The following is a 16,014-nucleotide window of genomic DNA, read 5'->3' on the forward strand; positions in this document are numbered from 1 at the left end:
AGGGCAGAGCATGTTCTTTCTCACAACACCCGAAGTGCGCGAAGCGGAAGTCTTCACGCGCATGCCGGTGCGGTTCCGCAAGCCCGATGTCCAGACCGACTGGGCGCTAGCGAATCGCGGCGGCATGGCCACCGACTCGTTCCTGGAAGGACCCGTCTGGGATCCGGCCGGCTACCTGTTCGTGACCGACATTCCGCACGGGCGCATTTTCCGTATTTCGTCCTCGGGCGAATGGGATCTCGTCGTGCAGTACGACGGTGAACCGAATGGGATGAAGCGTTTCGACGACGCGCATCTGCTCATTACCGACTATCGCAACGGCCTGATGCTGCTCGATATCGCGCGCGGTGAGGTTCGTCCGTACCTCGAGCGTCGCAATACCGAGCGCTTTCGCGGTGTGAATGATCTCACCTTCGATTCGCGCGGCAACCTGTACTTCACCGATCAGGGACAGACCGGTCTGCACGACCCCACGGGCCGCGTCTATCGCCTCTCGCCAGACGGCAAGCTGGACACGCTGCTGAGCCAGTGCCCGAGCCCCAACGGGCTGGTGCTCTCGCCGGACGAAAAGGTCCTCTTCGTCGCCATGACGCGGGGCAACTGCGTCTGGCGTGTGCCATTGCAGTCCGACGGCTCGGTCAGCAAGGTCGGCCAGTTCTTCACCTCTTACGGCCCCAGTGGGCCTGATGGCCTGACGGTCGACGTCAACGGGCGGCTCTTTATCGCGAATCCGGGCCTCGGTCGCGCATGGGGGCTCAACCACCGCGCCGAGCCGGAGGTCATACTCATTAGCCCGGAAGGGGCGTCGCTCACGAATCTGTGCTTCGGTGGCCCCGACATGCAAACGCTGTTCATGACGGAGTCGGTCACGGGCACCGTGCTGAAAGCCGAGATGACGATTCCCGGGCCGTTGCCCAAACAGGCGAAGACGAAGTCCTGACGTTTGATCACCGGGTGGTCTGCCCGGTGCCCCCTATATCGATATCGCACCATAAGTAGTGCGGTGGAGGAGCAAGCATGACCCTTTCGCAAACCATCACCGCCGCGCCCGCCGCCACCGGGTGCGACACGCCGCACAGTCAGCACTTCGCGAGCGACGAGTATGCCGCGAGCGAGCGAACGCTTGCCAAGGCGTTCTGGCGGATTCTGCCTTTCATCTTTCTCTGCTATGTCGTGAGCTACCTCGACAGAACCAACGTCGGCTTCGCCGCGTTAACGATGAACAAGGATCTGGGGCTGACCGCAGAACAGTTTGGCCTTGGCGCAGGGTTGTTCTTCATCGGGTATTTCCTCTTCGAAATCCCCAGCAATCTCATCATGCAGAAGGTCGGCGCGCGCGTGTGGATCGCGCGCATCATGATTACCTGGGGCTTGTTCTCGATGGCCACGGCCTTCGTCGTCGGCCCCAAGAGCTTCGCGGCCGCGCGCTTTCTTCTCGGCCTCGCCGAAGCGGGCTTCACGCCCGGCATTTATCTCTATTTCACGCACTGGTTCCCGGGGAAATGGCGCGCGAAGGTCACCGCCGCGTTCCTCGTCGGCATTCCCGTCGCGAACATGATCGGCTCGCCAATTTCGGGGGCGTTGCTGCAACTGGGCGGCCTGCACGGTCTGCGCAGTTGGCAATGGCTGCTGCTCATGGAAGGCCTGCCAGCGGTGGTCCTCGGTGTGGTTTGCCTCTTCGTGCTGGCCGACCGGCCGGCGAAAGCGAAGTGGCTGACGCAGGCCGAGCGAACGCTCCTGGAGCGGCGCATCGCGCACGAGCAGCGCGACATCGGGACCAAGCATGGCAGCAGCCTGCGTGACGCCATGACGAACTGGCGAGTCTACGTGCTGGCGTTCATCAACTTCTGCGGCATCGTGGGGTCGCTGGGTGTCGGCCTCTGGATGCCGCAGATCATCAAGCAGTTTGGCGTTGCGCACTCGGTGGTGGGCTGGCTGACCGCGATTCCGTACGCCATCGGTGCGGTCGTCATGATCGTGTGGGCGCGCGTCGCGAATCGTGCGAAGCACCGCATTCCGTATGTCGCTGGCGCCCTGGGCGTCGCGGCGGTGGCGCTTTGCATCAGCACGTTCGTCGACGCGCCGGTGCTCAAGCTGATTGCGCTGAGCTTTACCGTGAGCGGCATTCTCGCGTTCCAGGCGACTTACTGGGCCATTCCGTCTGGCTTCCTCACAGGACGCGCCGCCGCCGGTGGCCTCGCGCTGATCGTCTCGGTCGGCAATCTCGGTGGGTTTGTCGGACCCTCGATGATCGGTGCGCTCAAGCAGTTCTCGGGCGGCTTCACCGCACCGTTGATTGCTGTGTCGGCCTTCTTGCTGGTGGGCGCACTGACCACGGCATGGCTGGCCGACCCCGGGGCGAACGCAGGCGAAGCGGTGTCCGATCCCGGACACGATCCGGTCGACGCCGCAAACGGCATGCGCTCGAACGGCTGACGGGGACCGCGCCATGCAAATTGTCCATGCGCCTCACCTGACGGTTCGCGAAGCGTGGCTGGCCTTGCGCGAAGAAGCCGCGCTCGAACCGGCGCTGCCCATCGTCGACGCGCATCACCATCTCTGGGACCGTCAAACCGGGCGGTATCTCGCCGATGAATTCGGCAAGGATGTCGCGAGCGGGCACCGCATTGTGTCGACGGTCTATGTCCAGTGTCGATCGATGCTCCGACGCGATGGTCCGGAGCCGATGAAACCGCTCGGAGAAGTCGAGTTCGCCAACGGTGTCGCGGCCATGTTCGCCAGTGGGGCTTACGGGCCGACGAGGGTCTGCCAGGCCATCGTCGGGGGCGCGGACCTGACGCTGGGGTGGGATCTGGAGGGCGTACTCGAGGCCATGCTGCAGGTGTCCGGGGGCAGGCTGCGCGGGATTCGCAATCCGCTCGCGTGGCACGAGAGTCCTGCGGTCAGTTCCAGTCCCGTCACGCCGCCGCGCGACCTCATGGAAAACCCGGCGTTTCAGCAGGGCGTGCGAACCCTCGCGAAGTACGGCCTGTCGCTCGATGCCTGGGTTTATCACACGCAACTCGATCAGCTGTATGCGCTGGCGCTGAGTGCACCGGAGGTGACTGTCGTCATCGATCACTTTGGCGGCCCCCTGGGCGTTGGGCCTCACGCCAACACCGCAGAGGACGTTTGGGCGCGCTGGACGCGCGGGCTGGCGCGACTGGCCAGTCTGCCGAACACCGTGATCAAGTTGGGTGGTGCGGGCCTGAGCGTGTTCGGTTTCGGGTTTGCCGCAAACGAATTGCCCCCGTCGTCCGACATGCTCGCCGCCGCATGGCGGCCGTATTTCGACACCTGCCTCGACCTCTTCGGTGCGAACCGCTGCCTGTTCGAGAGCAATTTCCCCGTCGACAAGGGGATGTTCAGCTACGGCGTTCTGTGGAATGCCTTCAAAAGATTGGCGAGTGCGATGTCGGCCGATGAAAAGGCGGCGCTGTTCAGCCGCACGGCCGCGTCAGTTTATCGCTTGGATATGTCAGGAGACAAAGAATGAAGACTAGTGCAAGCCTCTCCGAGGCAAGCCTCACCGATACGGGACACGCGAGCGGCTACAAGGCGATCACCAAGGGCGAATGGCGCTCGCTCTCGCTGGCTGGCCTGGGATGGACGTTCGAGAGCTACGACTCGTTCCTGCTCTCGCTTTTGCTGCCGACGCTGGCCCTTCAGTTTGGATTGAGCAAGGCGCAGCTCGGCCTGTTCACCAGCATCACGGCGGCCGGGCAGATCGTCGGCGGCATTCTCTTCGGCTACGTCTCCGACCGCTTGGGCCGCGTGCGCACGGCGCTGCTGTGCATTGGCATCTACTCACTGTTTTCCGGCTTGCTGGCGTTCGCGCCCAACGAGCATTGGTTTGCGACGCTGCGCTTTTTCGGGGCGTTGGGCATGGGCGGGACATGGACTGCCGGCGCAGCCCTCATTGCAGAGACCTGGCATGCGAGCCGTCGCGGCAAGGGTGGGGCGCTTATGCAGATGGGGCTGCCCATCGGCGCCATTCTCGCGATTGCGATTTCCGGCATCGTGAGCGCCGCGTACGGCGGTCTTGTCGACAGCGGTTGGCGTCTGCTTTTCCTGATTGGCGCGCTGCCGTTCTTCATCCTCTTCTGGGTGGCACGCAAGACGCCTGAGTCGCCCATCTGGCTCGAGCGGCGGCAGGCGAGCGCAACGCCCGCGAGTGGCACCCAGGCGGGCGACGAGAAGCTCAACGTTCGCGGTCTTCTGCTCGCGTTCACGTTCATCTTCTTCCTGCAATACCTCTACTGGGGTGTGTTCACCTGGACGCCGACATTCCTCGTCACGGTGAAACACATCGACTTCGTGCATAGCTTGAAGTTTGTGCTCGCGCTTCAGTTCGGCGCCATCACGGGGTTCCTGCTGTTCTCGGCCTTTGTCGACCGCCTTGGTCGCCGTCCGATGTTCCTGGCCTATCTGCTGGTGGGCGCGGGGGCTGTGCTCGTGTACATCCTGTCGTCGAACGCGATGCTGCTCATGGCGGCGATATTCCTCACGGGGTTCAGCGTCAACGGGATTTTTGCCGGCGCCGGGCCGTTCCTCGCAGAAATCATCGGAAACACCGCGAAGCGCGGTTTCTTCATGGGACTCGCCTACAACGGCGGACGACTTGGTGGCTTCATCGCACCGCTGGTCATCGGCGCGCTAGCGTCGACGTCGGGCGGCTTTGTCCTTGGGCTGTCCACGACGATCGTCGCCTTCATCGCCGCTGCGATCGTCGTCTTCTTCGCGCCGGAAACCCGCGGAACGACGCTTTCATAACGGCGTCGGACGCGCCAGGCGTGGGGACACCCATCGCGGCGATGGCTGCCGTATGGGACACCGTACTGGCCGCCGCGGGCGTGTCCGCTATCGCCACGCAACGACTCAGACAATAGCGCTCCGGTGCACAATAAATTGGGAGACAACGATGCAACTCACGGGTGTTAGGGAGCAATCCGCCATCGAGCGCGAGACCGTACGGAAGGTCGTGTGGCGTCTCGTCCCGTTCTTGATGGTGTGTTACCTGCTCGCCTTCATCGACCGAGGCAACGTCGGCATGGCCTCGCTCCAGATGAATCACGATCTTGGCATGTCGGCGCGCGTGTTCGGATTCGGTAGCAGCCTGTTCTTCATCTCCTACTTCTTCTGTGAAGTGCCGAGCAATCTCGCGCTTCAGAAGTATGGCGCGCGACTCTGGATCGCTCGCATCATGATCACGTGGGGCATTGTGTCGGCGGCGATGGCGTTGGTGCACAACGCGACGAGTTTCTACGTTCTTCGATTCCTGCTGGGTGCGGCCGAAGCCGGCTTCTTCCCGGGGGTCCTGCTGTACCTCTCGTACTGGATTCCGGCGTCGTATCGCGCGCGTATCGTGGCAACGTTCATGGTCGCCATTCCGGCAGCAAGTTTCATCGGTTCGCCGATTTCCGCGCTACTGCTTCAGATGGACGGTATCGCCGGTCTGCGCGGTTGGCACTGGCTCTTTATTCTCGAGGGTGTGCCCACGATCCTGCTGGGCATTGCCTGCCTGTTCCTCCTGGCCAACAAGCCGAAAGACGCGAAATGGCTAAATGAGGACGAGCGGACATGGCTCGCGAGCACGCTCGCCGCCGAGCACAAGGCGCCAAAGAAGGTCTTGTCGATGCCGTTGACGAAGCTCTTCCGCAACCGTTACGTGCTGTGCCTGGCACTCGTCGACACCTGTGCCTCGGCGGCGGGCAGCACGTTGTCCGTCTGGCAGCCGCAGTTGCTGAAATCGTTCGGCCTCACCGTCATGCAGACCGGCCTGCTGAACTCCGTGCCTTACGCGCTCTCATCCGTGCTGATGGTGTATTGGGGCCGCCGTTCGGACCGGCTCGGCGAACGCCGTTGGCATACGGTCGTGCCGATGCTGCTGATCGGTCTCGGGTTGTTTGGCACTTCGTTGAGCGGAACGCTGGTGCCGACGCTCGGTATGCTCTGCGCGGTGTTGGTCGGTGCGTACTCGTTCAAAGGCCCGTTCTGGGCACTGGCGACCGACATGCTTTCGAACAGTGCGGTTGCGGCCGGTCTTGCCACCGTCAACGCCATCGCCAACCTGCTTGGCGGCGGATTGATGGTGAATGTCTACGGATGGGTGAAGGCCGCGACGGGCAGCTATTCGCTCGCGCTGATGCCGCTCGCCGTGTTGACCCTCATCAGCGTGACGACGCTGCTGTTGCTGACGCGCAAGGGCGATGAAACACAACTGACCGGAAAGGCCGAGGTGGCTTGAGCCTGACGCACGGACATCGGCGTTATCGGTTCGCGTGACGGAGCAGTCCCCGTCACGCGCGGGCTTGCGAGACAGGTCACGGGTAGAATGACGACACATCATTCGGAGATACCCCCCAATGCGCAAGCTCTCCTTTCTGCTCGTCGCTACCACGGTCCTGCTGGCAAGTTGCGCCGTCTATCTTCCTGACGATGGCGGTTATGGCGGGCGTGGCGGCCCGGGGAATGGCTTCTGTCCGCCGGGACAGGCGAAGAAGGGCAACTGCTAAATGGCGTGAAGCGCCCGCCCCCGCATCGGTGGGCGAGCGCTTCACGTCGAATCAGGCCGATGCGTCCTGGCATCGCGCCGCCCCCCTTCCGGTCCAGCCCTTGACCGCACCGGCACAGCATCGCCAACACGCGCCCACCGCAGTCGCCACCGCAGTCGCGACAAACATCAACGAATAGCCGTATCTGGCTGACAGCATGCCGACGAGTGTCGATTATATATAATGCATAATGCATAATGCATATCGACTGAAATCAGATACCGATCCCCGATGCCCAATTCGCTTCCCGTGGTTGCCGTCGCCTCGCTTGGCGGCACGATCAGCATGACCCCCTCAGACGCCGCCGGTGGCGTCGTCCCCACGCTTGACGCCGCGCAACTGGCCCGCTCGGTGCCCGGATTGTCCGACGTGGCGATGATCACGACGGCATCGCTTCGACAACTGCCGAGCGCGTCGCTGCGCTATGACGACCTGATGGAGGCGCTCGCCTGGGCCGAGCAACAGGTCGCGGCAGGGGCAGTGGGCGTCGTGCTTACGCAGGGCACCGACACGCTCGAGGAAACGGCCTTCCTGCTGGATTTGTTCTGGACACTGCCCGCGCCGCTGATTCTCACGGGGGCGATGCGCGCGCCGCAGGCCGCAGGCGCGGACGGTCCTGCGAATCTGCTGGCGGCCGTCAGGGTAGCGGTGCATCCCGAGAGCGTCGAACGCGGCGTGCTCGTCGTGATGAACGACACGGCGCATTACGCGCGGTGGGTCAGCAAGGGCGATTCGCTCGCGGTGCAGGCGTTTGTGTCGCGCGACGGCGGCGTCGCCGCACGTCTCGTCGAAGGCGGCCCAGCGTTCTTTCATGCACGCCAGGCGCGCCCGCACGCCCTTACGCGACCCATGCGTGCGTGGCCGAAGGTCGCGCTGGTGGCAGCCGTGCTGGGCGATGACGGCGAACTGGCGGAGCTGGCGGTGAAGGGCGGCTACGAGGCCGTCGTGATTGCCGGGCAGGGCGCGGGACACGTCTCCTTTGGATTCGCGCAGCGCATCGGTGCGCTGGCCGAGCAAGTGCCGGTGGTGGTCGCCAGTCGCGCGGCGAGCGGGCCGACGGCGTGTGAAACCTATGGGTATGTCGGTGCTGAAATCGACCTGGTTCGGCGCGGCGCGCACATGGCCGGTTGGCTCTCGGCGCTCAAGGCCCGGCTTCTGGTGGCGGCGCTCATCGCGTCGGGCGTTGCGCCCGGCGCCGTTGGGGAAGCGCTGGCTAACTGGAGTACACTCGCGCGTCGATAATCCACACACGGCACTCCTTTGAAAAGCACGCCTTCTGCATCGGCCAGCGTGTCCGGCACACCGAGCCTATCGAGCGCATCGAGCGCATCGAGCGTCTCCGGCACGTCAGGCCGTCGCCGGCTCACGGCCTACCAATATGCCATCGAGACGTTGCGTGCTGAGATTCTGCAAGGCAAGTTGAAGGCGGGCGACCGGCTTCGGCAGGACGATCTCGCGCGGCGTCTGGAGATGTCGACGACGCCTGTGCGCGAAGCGCTGCGCACGCTGGTGTCCGAGGGGCTCGTGTTTTTCGACGTTCACCGTGGTGCCGTGGTACGCGGTCTTACGATCGACGACGTCAACGAGCTGTACCGTCTGCGCAAAACGCTCGAACCGATGATGGTCGAGCAAGCGATGGCCACGCTTCGGGAGGGGGACATCGCCAACGCCCAGGCGCTGCACACCGAGATGCTCGCGACGTCGGACGTCGCCAAATGGACCGAACTGAACCAGGCGTTTCACGCGGCGCTATGGGCGTCGCAGGACAACTCCCGACTGGCGCACCTGATCAAGACCCTGCGCGATGCGTCGGGCCCCTACATTGCGTTGTCGCTCCATATGCGTCCCGCGCATGTCGACGTGAGCAATGGGGAACACCAGACGATGCTCGACGAGTACCGCGCCCGCGACGTGGATGCGGCCCGGCGGCACATGCAATCACACCTCGACGCCACGCTGCGCATCATCGTCGAGGCCATCGAGCAGACTGAGGCCGAGGCGGCCAGCGAGTGACGGTCGCCGGTGGGACCTTCATGTGACGAAAGTGGCGACGCCGTGGAGAATTACCCACCCGCTGGATCGTCGAAGCAATGGCCGGTGCTTCCAGTTTCGATAACGACGCCACGCGCACACATATAAAAAGCGGCTCGCCTGCGCACGCCGGCGAGCCGCGAATGCCTGAACGCCCGCATCGGCGTTCGGCCCACAGGACCGCATGCGTCCCATGTTCTTCCCCGGCGTCGACAATGCGCGTCGGCGCCATCGCAATGGTTGAGCCCGTCGCATCCATCGCAACGGTCGTCGCATCCGGTCGCCCGCCCGTCGGCGTTGGCGACCGTCGGCGATGTCATCTGCCCGCCAGCATCGAGCCACGCTCGCGCAAGTTGACGTGCATGTCGAACGCGTGTTCCAGCGCGTGCGGCGTCTGCCCGCCATAGCGCAGGGCGTCGCGATAGTAGTCGCGCAACACTTCTCGGTAGCTCGGGTGCGCGCAATGATCGATCACCAGGTTCACGCGCTCGCGCGGGGCGAGCGTGCGCAGATCGGCCAGGCCTTGCTCCGTCACGAGGATGTCCACGTCGTGCTCGTTGTGGTCGACGTGCGGCACCATCGGCACGATGCTCGAGATCTTTCCGTCCTTTGCAATCGACTTGGTGGCGAAGATCGCCATGCGGGCGTTGCGAGCGAAGTCGCCCGAGCCGCCGATGCCGTTCATCATGTGCGTGCCACCGACGTGCGTGGAATTCACGTTGCCGTAAATGTCCGCTTCGAGCGCGGTGTTGAGTGCGATCAACCCCAGCCGTCGAATGACTTCAGGATGGTTGCTGACCTCCTGCGGACGCAGCACGAGCTTGTCGCGATAGCGCTCGAGATGCTTGAAAACACGATCCTGCACGGCTTGCGACACCGTGATCGACGACCCCGACGCGAACACCATCTTGCCCGCATCCATGAGTTCGAACGTCGAGTCCTGCAGCACCTCGGAGTACATCGTGAGGTTCTCGAACGGCGAGTCGATGAAGCCCGTGAGCACCGCATTGGCAATGGTGCCGATGCCCGACTGAATCGCAGGCAGCGTGCGCGGCAGGCGGCCGCGCGAGACTTCGTGCTGGAAAAATTCGATGAGGTGGCCGGCGATGTTCTGCGTGTCCGCATCGGGCGGCAGCGCGTTGGAGGCGCTGTCCGGCGTGTCGGTGATAACGATGGCGGCGATCTTCTCCGGCGCAATCTTCACCACGTTCGTGCCGACGCGATCGCGCACGTCGACGATGGGCAACGGTGCGCGATGCGGACGCTGACCCGGAATCCAGATGTCGTGCATGCCTTCGAAGGCGAGCGGCTGCGCGAGGTTGATCTCGACAATCACCTTGTCCGCGAGGATCGCAAAGCTCGCCGAATTGCCGACCGACGAACTCGGCACGAGCCCGCCGTCTTCCGTGATGGCGACCGCCTCGATCACGGCCACGTCGAGCGCGCCGAACTGTCCGGTGCGCAGGAATTCGACAGTCTCCGACAAATGCTGATCGACGAACATCACGTCGCCGCGATTGATCGCGCCGCGCAGTGTCGTGTCGACCTGGAACGGCAGACGCTTCGCCAGCACGCCCGCTTCGGTCAGCGTCTTGTCGGAATCGTGTCCGAGCGACGCCCCCGTGATCAGCGTGATCTTCATCGGGTGGGCCTTGGCCCGCTTGGCCAGCGCGATGGGCATGTCCTTGGCGTCGCCGGCGCGGGTGAACCCGCTCATGCCGACCACCATGCCGTCTCGCACCAACATTGCCGCTTCGTCGGCACTCATCACCCGGTCGCGCAGCGACGCCAGGCGGATGCGGTCTTCAAACATCTTCAGGCTCCTCGTCTCTCTTATTCGAATCCCTTGATCTTTCGGCGTGGCAGCTAAGGGCAAGCCTGTCCGCGCCTGATTCGCAGTGTATTGACCCATCGGTCACATTTCCAATATATTCAAGACGCTATTTGGATACCTTTTATGTATGAATGACGGGAACCCCAATGGGGCCGGGCAGACAGAGGAGCGGTCATGGAATTGCGACATTTGCAATATTTCATTGCGGTCGCCGAAGAACGCCACTTCACGCGGGCGGCGGCGCGTGTCGGCATTCAGCAACCGCCGTTGAGCTTGCAGATTCGGCAACTCGAGGCCGAATTGGGCGGGCCGTTGTTCGTGCGTCTGCCGCGCGATGTCGTCCTCACGGAGCTGGGGGAGGCGTTCCTGCCGGAAGCGCGGCAGGTGCTGGAGCGAGTAGAGCGCGTCAAGCGCCGGATGCAGCAGATCTCACGCGGCGAGGCGGGGCAGATCCGTATCGGGTTTGCGGGCGCGACCTACTTCGAGCCCCGCATTCCGGCGTGGATCCGTGACTTCCGCGCACGCTATCCGGACGTGCAACTGCATCCGCAACAGAGCAACACGGCCAGTCTGCTCACGGCGCTGGTCGACGAAGCGGTCGACGTGGCGTTTGTGCGCACGCCGTTCGAGGTGCCGCCCGGAATCGTCATGGTGCCGGTCGTCGACGAGCCGATGGTGCTGGTGTTGCCGCTCGGCCACGCGATGTGCGCGCGCAAGCGCGTGCCGCTGGCCGCGCTCGCCCGCGACGAGTTCATCCTGCTGCCGCGCGAGATCAGTCCCGCGCTGTATGACCGCACGATTGCGGCCTGCGAGTCGGCTGGATTTCACCCGAAGCTCGGGCAGGAGGCGCCGCAGATCACGTCGATCGTGCCCATGGTCGCGGCGGGGTTCGGGGTGTCGCTCGTGCCCGCGTCGGTCAGTCAGATCCGCACGCCCGGCATGGGGTTCTGGCCGATCGAGGGTGACGTGCCGCTCGCACCGATCAGCCTCGCTTATCGCGCCGAACACGCCTCGGCGGCGATCGATCGATTCATTGCAATGTCGCCGCAGGCCTCACCTGACACTGACGACAGCGTAACGTCGCCCGTCTGATCGCCTCGGTGCTGTTCGGGCACGGCTTGTCGCGTTACGCCGACGACTCGCCATCGTTGGCGGCAGGGCGTGGCGTCGCGGGGAGGGGGCGGCCTGCGTCCGCGCGCCGGAGGGCCGGCGCATCGCCGTACACGTCGTAGCCGCGCTGGCGAGGGCTGGGCACGGCGTCGTCGCGCGTGGGCAGCCAGCCATTCGCGCGCAGCTTGCCGATGAGCAGCGGATGAATCATCAGCGAGTAGAGCAGGCAAGTGGCGGGCAGCGAAAACGCTAACGCGGATTCCTTCCAGATCAACGCGGGTCCGATGGCGAGGAGGGTCCAGGCGAGCGCATGCCACGTGAATCCGTAGGCCATGAGGTAAAGCGGACCGAGGAAGAAGGCCGCGACACACGACAGACGCGTGATCTCGACGACATCTCCGTTCGCCGGATTGCGAAATTTGAGCGTCATGGCGAGGTCGTGGGAGGGAGGACGGGGAGCCTAACGTTACCGTAGCGCCGACCCCATTTCGTCCCCCCCTGTTTTGCGGTATCGGCTTGCCGGATTGTCGAGTATCTGCGGGCGATGTTGGCCGATGCGTTCCCTTCCGAGGACACGACGAGCGAGCGTGGCAGTCTCGCTTCGAGAACGACGTCGCGATGTCGACGACGGACAAACTATTTACGCCGGATCCGGACAATTACCGAGAATAGCGACAGTGATTCGGGGCTAGAGTGGAGTTGCCGTGGCTCAGATGTGCCCCCGACCTCCACGGACTATCCGGCTCGCCGATCAGGCGGGCCGCTTTTTTTTCGACCGTTTGTCGAGATTCCTTAACATGCTAGGATTTCCTGAAAAACAGCATCGGTCGGCAGCGTGATCGCTGCCGCTGGATTGAAGGGGACTTGTGATGCAATCTTTTCGGTTTTCCTGGCACTACGTCAGCCACACGCCGCCGGGGCGCCCGTTCGACTTGGAGGGGGCGGTTACGCCGCGTACCGACGAACGTTTTGATGGTGCCGTCGATGCCTATTGTGAGGGGCACTACATCGGACGTTGCGAATTTTCGAGCATCGATGCCCATGATGCGTCCGAGGCCGCGGCAATGGTCCGAAAACGGATCGAGCGCCGCATCGAAGATCGCGTCGCGCACGAGAGTCAGACATCCCACTGAATGCCCCTAAGGGCAGGATTGGCGAGCAAAAAAAACGGCCAGCAAGTTGCTGGCCGTGAAATCCACCAGGAGGAGGTGGAGGAGACAGGTGTAACTATATCAGGGAAATCCCTAGACGGGTTAACCTTCGTAAGAAAATTTGTAGAAAAACGCCAACTGCGACAATTCGTCGCTTTTCGTCGCATCCATCGCCCAATTCCCCCGCCTGTATAGCCCACTGGCATTTTGCCAGGGCGGCTCCCATCGTTCCGATGGAGAAAAACCACAAAGCTGAACGCCGTGTCCGTGAGCCGAGGTTCCACCGATCTCGCTCGGATTCCCGCACCCGTCGCGTTTGCATGTCCTGAAAATCTCAGTGTTAACACTAAGCATTGATTTACGTTTGGCGATATAAACTTCCGCAAAGCGTAATTTCATGCGCGACGGAATTGGGTGGATTCGCCGTTCGATCCGGCGCATGACATGCCTTGTTTGCTGGATTCGGGCAACGAGGCGCCTGGGACGAGGCCGCGACGGGAATATGCCGTCGCCAGCCCCTCGACCGGGAACGCAATGCCACGAAGTTGCGAAAAACGTTGGGAGACAAAATGAAAGCAGCAGAAGTGAATGTGGGCGCACTGATCGACGAGAGCCGTCTGGGCGCTTATCAGTGGTGGGTGATTGCATTGTGCGCGATGTGCCTGGTGGTCGATGGCTTCGATGTCCAGTCGATGGGGTATGTCGCGCCGGTGGTGATTCGGGAATGGGGCATTGCCAAGGAAACACTCTCGCCGGTATTCGGCGCGGGGCTGTTCGGCATGCTGGTCGGCTCGCTGACCTTTTCGGCGCTGGCCGACAAGCTGGGCCGTCGCCCGGTGCTCATTGGCGCGACCCTGTGCTTTTCGGCGTGCATGATCGTCACCGGTTTCGCCAACACGATTACGGAACTGGTCGTCTGGCGCTTTGCGGCCGGGCTGGGCCTGGGGTGCATCATGCCGAACGCGATGGCGCTTGCCGGCGAGTACAGCCCGCGCCGCATTCGCGTGTCGCTCATGATGATCGTGTCGTGCGGTTTCACGCTGGGCGGTGTGCTTGGCGGCCTCATCACGGCGGCGATCATTCCGAGCCTGGGCTGGCGCGCGGTGTTCTACATCGGTGGCGCCATTCCGTTGGTGCTCGGTGTGCTGATGTGGATCTCGCTGCCCGAGTCGATCCAGTTCCTGATGTTCGGCAAACGCGACAACGCACACATTCGCAAGCAACTGCTGCGCGTGGCACCCGGTGCCAACGTGCCGGTCGACGCCCGCTTCGTACTCGATGAGCAAAAGGCGAAAGGCGTGCCGTTCGTCGAGCTGTTCAAAGATGGCCGCGCACGGGTGACGCTGCTGCTCTGGGTCGTGAACTTCGCGAACTTGCTCGACATGTACTTCCTGTCGAACTGGTTGCCGACGGTGATTCGCGATGCGGGCTATTCGACACAGGTCGCCGTGATGGCGGGCACCGCGCTGTGGGCAGGCGGGGTGATCGGCACGCTACTGCTCGGCCGCGTGATCGATCGCGTCGGCTTCACGAGCGTGCTGGCCGTGACGTTCCTCATTGCGATGGCGGCGACGGCGGCGATCGGCAATCCGATGGTCATGGTGTCGATGGTCGCGGTGTTCATCGCCATATTCTTCGCGGGCTTCTCGATCATCGGCGGGCAACCGGCGCTCAACGCACTCGCCGCGACGTATTACCCCACCTCGTTGCGTTCCACCGGCATTGGCTGGAGCCTCGGTATCGGCCGCATCGGTTCAGTGCTCGGTCCGGTGCTGGGCGGCGCGCTGATGCATTGGCAATGGTCGTCGTCATCGCTGTTCCTGGCGGCGGCGGTGCCCGCGTGCGTTTCGTTGATCGGCGTGCTGGCGATTGCCCGCACGCAGCGCAGCGACGGCGGCAACCTGCAGGCGGCAACGGCCGGATGAGGTGGCGATGTCAAAAGATGCCGGACCCGAACGCTGCGCCATAAGCATTGGTTAGGGATCCGATAACCATCGAGTATGAAAGTGCGACGCCCGCCAGCGTTATCATGGCGGGCGTCGTTTTTTTGCGGCGTCTCCCGCGGCGCGACAGCCATTGCGCCGACTCATCAGAACGATCATGACATCGACGTCCGAACTCTCTCCTGCGTTGCCTTCCGAGCGTGTGTTGCTGGGCATTCTCGGCCTGTTCATGATGATCGCGCCCGCCTCCACGGACATGTATCTGCCGGGACTCGTGACGTTGCGCCACGAACTGGGTGCGAGTGTCGCGACCACGCAGCTCACGCTCTCCTACTTCTTCCTGGGGTTCGCCTTCGGGCAGCTCCTGTGGGGGCCGCTCGCGGACCGATTTGGGCGTCGTCGGCCGATGGCGGCGGGGATCGCGCTGTACATCTTCGGCAGCATCGGCTGTGCGTTTGCCGACACCATCGATCACATGATGGTGTGGCGCTTCGTGCAGGCGCTCGGTGGATGCGCCATGCCCGTGATTGCGCAAGCCATCGTGCGTGACGTCTACGGGCCGCGCCACAGTGCGCGCGCCTTTTCGATCATGCTGCTGGTGATGAGCGTTGCGCCGATCGTGGCGCCGCTCGTTGGCGGACAGATGCTGCGCGTCACGACGTGGCGCGCGATCTTCGGCATTCTCGCGGTGTTCGGCGCGGTGGCGATGCTGGCCTTGTGGCGTTTGCCGGAGACCGGGGCGGTGCATGCGCGTCAGTCGGGTGGACCGCGTGCCGTCCTGATGTCCTATTGGCATCTGTTGCGCGACCCGCATTTCGTCGGCTACATGCTGGCGGGCGGCGCGGTCTTTGGCGCGTCGTTCACCTACATTACGGGCACGCCGCTGGTGTACATGGAGTACTTCCATGTGTCGCCGCAGTTTTTCGGGGTGCTCTTCGGCATCAATATCGTCGGCATGGCCGCGATGACCATGTTCAACTCGCGCCGTGTGGGGCAGTTGGGTGCAGATCGCCTGATGCGTGCCGGCATTGTGGGCTGTGCGATCGTCACGACCGTGTTGTGCGCGAGCGCGTGGCTGGGGGGCGCGCGGCTGCCGTTGATGGTGGCACTACTGTTTCTGTTCATGTCGCTGCGCGGCATCATCACGGCGAATTCGGTGGCGGGGGCGCTCGCCAATCACCCGACCCGCGCCGGCGCGGCGGCGGCGCTCGTGGGCAGTGTGCAGTATGGTTTCGGCTTCGCGGCGGGCGGGCTGCTCGGCGTGCTCAACGACGGCTCGCCGCGTCCGCTCGCAACGGTCATGTGCGGTTTTGCATGGCTCGCGCTCGTCGCGCTGTTGGCGATGCTACGCAAGCCGCGGCACGCCCACTGAACCCATTGGGCGCGCCGGG

General features: G+C 63.6%; 13 protein-coding genes. 11 read left to right on the forward strand and 2 right to left on the reverse strand.

What is annotated here, in order from left to right; genetic code table 11:
- Positions 1-10 precede the first annotated feature (10 nt).
- The 8 genes from PanNE5_RS15480 to PanNE5_RS15515 all read left to right on the forward strand — a co-directional run bounded on the left by PanNE5_RS15480 (position 11) and on the right by PanNE5_RS15515 (position 8,567).
- The gene (locus PanNE5_RS15480) at positions 11-940 is read left to right on the forward strand and encodes an SMP-30/gluconolactonase/LRE family protein (protein WP_017231949.1); all 930 of its coding nucleotides are present in this window, start codon (positions 11-13) and stop codon (positions 938-940) included.
- 77 nt (positions 941-1,017) lie between these two features.
- The gene (locus PanNE5_RS15485) at positions 1,018-2,436 is read left to right on the forward strand and encodes an MFS transporter (RefSeq protein ID WP_017231950.1); all 1,419 of its coding nucleotides are present in this window, start codon (positions 1,018-1,020) and stop codon (positions 2,434-2,436) included.
- Between the two features lie 13 nt (positions 2,437-2,449).
- The gene (locus PanNE5_RS15490; RefSeq protein WP_017231951.1) at positions 2,450-3,496 is read left to right on the forward strand and encodes an amidohydrolase family protein; all 1,047 of its coding nucleotides are present in this window, start codon (positions 2,450-2,452) and stop codon (positions 3,494-3,496) included.
- Positions 3,493-4,773, forward strand: coding sequence for an MFS transporter (locus PanNE5_RS15495; protein ID WP_261938325.1), 1,281 nt, complete (start codon positions 3,493-3,495; stop codon positions 4,771-4,773). Before PanNE5_RS15490 ends, PanNE5_RS15495 begins: the two co-directional genes overlap by 4 nt.
- Positions 4,774-4,921: 148 nt before the next feature.
- Positions 4,922-6,247, forward strand: a complete 1,326-nt coding sequence (locus PanNE5_RS15500) for an MFS transporter (protein WP_017231953.1) — start codon at positions 4,922-4,924, stop codon at positions 6,245-6,247.
- A gap of 118 nt (positions 6,248-6,365) precedes the next feature.
- Positions 6,366-6,515, forward strand: coding sequence for a hypothetical protein (locus PanNE5_RS15505; RefSeq protein ID WP_017231954.1), 150 nt, complete (start codon positions 6,366-6,368; stop codon positions 6,513-6,515).
- Between the two features lie 270 nt (positions 6,516-6,785).
- A complete protein-coding gene (locus PanNE5_RS15510; RefSeq protein WP_017231955.1) occupies positions 6,786-7,796 on the forward strand; it encodes an asparaginase in 1,011 nt (336 codons plus the stop codon).
- 18 nt (positions 7,797-7,814) lie between these two features.
- Complete coding sequence (locus PanNE5_RS15515; RefSeq protein WP_083902174.1) at positions 7,815-8,567, forward strand: GntR family transcriptional regulator; 753 nt, start codon at positions 7,815-7,817, stop codon at positions 8,565-8,567.
- Positions 8,568-8,901: 334 nt separating this feature from the next.
- Here PanNE5_RS15515 and PanNE5_RS15520 read toward each other — a convergent pair whose 3' ends face one another.
- A complete protein-coding gene (locus PanNE5_RS15520; protein WP_017231957.1) occupies positions 8,902-10,398 on the reverse strand; it encodes an acetyl-CoA hydrolase/transferase family protein in 1,497 nt (498 codons plus the stop codon).
- Between the two features lie 195 nt (positions 10,399-10,593).
- On the opposite strand from PanNE5_RS15520, the gene PanNE5_RS15525 reads away from it, so the two are divergent.
- On the forward strand, positions 10,594-11,511 hold the full coding sequence (locus PanNE5_RS15525; RefSeq protein ID WP_261938326.1) for a LysR family transcriptional regulator: 918 nt from the start codon (positions 10,594-10,596) through the stop codon (positions 11,509-11,511).
- Positions 11,512-11,545: 34 nt separating this feature from the next.
- Here the strand turns inward: PanNE5_RS15525 and PanNE5_RS15530 are convergent, their stop codons facing one another.
- Complete coding sequence (locus PanNE5_RS15530; RefSeq protein ID WP_261938327.1) at positions 11,546-11,959, reverse strand: hypothetical protein; 414 nt, start codon at positions 11,957-11,959, stop codon at positions 11,546-11,548.
- A 1,290-nt stretch (positions 11,960-13,249) separates the two neighbouring features.
- On the opposite strand from PanNE5_RS15530, the gene PanNE5_RS15535 reads away from it, so the two are divergent.
- A complete protein-coding gene (locus PanNE5_RS15535) occupies positions 13,250-14,605 on the forward strand; it encodes an MFS transporter (protein ID WP_017231961.1) in 1,356 nt (451 codons plus the stop codon).
- A 175-nt stretch (positions 14,606-14,780) separates the two neighbouring features.
- Positions 14,781-15,995 carry a multidrug effflux MFS transporter gene (locus PanNE5_RS15540; RefSeq protein ID WP_083902175.1) on the forward strand — a complete coding sequence of 405 codons (1,215 nt, stop codon included), beginning with the start codon at positions 14,781-14,783 and terminating at the stop codon, positions 15,993-15,995.
- The last annotated feature ends 19 nt before the right edge of the window (positions 15,996-16,014 follow it).

The sequence above is a fragment of the Pandoraea sp. NE5 genome, from assembly GCF_024363545.1.
Classification (GTDB): Bacteria; Pseudomonadota; Gammaproteobacteria; order Burkholderiales; family Burkholderiaceae; genus Pandoraea; species Pandoraea cepalis.